The sequence below is a fragment of the Zoogloea sp. genome (assembly GCF_023150065.1).
GTDB lineage: Bacteria > Pseudomonadota > Gammaproteobacteria > Burkholderiales > Rhodocyclaceae > Zoogloea.
Genome location: NZ_JAKLLN010000100.1, coordinates 1 through 767, shown reverse-complemented (window position 1 = coordinate 767; position 767 = coordinate 1). Strand labels below are relative to the sequence as shown.

The following is a 767-nucleotide window of genomic DNA, read 5'->3' as shown; positions in this document are numbered from 1 at the left end:
CGGGCAAGAGCCGGCCGGTGCCGATGGCTTCATCGCCCGCCAGCGCCAGGGCGTGGCACGACAGCGGATCGAACTCGTCCAGCTCCAGCTCGACCGGCACCTTCTGCTCGTCCACAAAAACCGTGAAGCGGATCGGCGACGCCTGGGCAGACAATTCGTTCCAGCTCCCCAGCCGGACCGTCAACGCCGCGCTCACGCCAGGATCTCCACCGGCGTGCCGGCCGGCACCAGAGCGGACAACTCGGCCACCGCGCGATTGCGCATGCGCACGCAGCCGATGGAAAGCGGCACGCCCATCGGCTCGGTGTCCGGCGTGCCGTGGATGTAGATGTAGCGGCGCATGGTGTCCACGTCGCCGAGGCGATTCACGCCCGGCTCCTTGCCCGACAGCCACAGGATGCGGGTGAGGATCCAGTCCCGCTCGGGCATCTGCGCGCCCACTTCGGGCGTCCATACTTCGCCGGTCGGGCGCCGGCCGCGGAAGGCCGCCCCGATGGGCTGGCCGGCGCCGATCCTGGCCCGCACCACATGCCGCCCGCGGGGCGTGCGGTGGCTGCCGGTCTGCTCACCCGGGCCATTTTTTGCGGTGGAGACCAGATAGCGCCGTATGCACGCACCATCGTCGCCGATGAGCTCGAGGGTCTGGGTGGGGATGTGGATTCGGATCAGCACGAGGGGGGCGCTCCGGCCGGTTTCTTGCGTCGGGCGGCAAAAAAACCGGACAAAAGTCCGCCGCAGGTGTCGGCAAGCACGCCTCCGGCCACCTC

At 69.5% G+C, this 767-nt stretch carries 1 protein-coding gene and 1 pseudogene; both read right to left on the bottom strand.

Translation table 11 applies throughout. The features are described 5' to 3' along the window. A pseudogene (locus tag L6Q67_RS23650) lies at nucleotides 1–196 on the bottom strand (GNAT family N-acetyltransferase); the annotation flags it as partial. Beyond that, nucleotides 193–672, bottom strand: a complete 480-nt coding sequence (locus L6Q67_RS23645; protein ID WP_296576003.1) for a L,D-transpeptidase — start codon at nucleotides 670–672, stop codon at nucleotides 193–195. The gene L6Q67_RS23645 and the pseudogene L6Q67_RS23650, both read right to left, overlap by 4 nt. Nucleotides 673–767 lie beyond the last annotated feature (95 nt).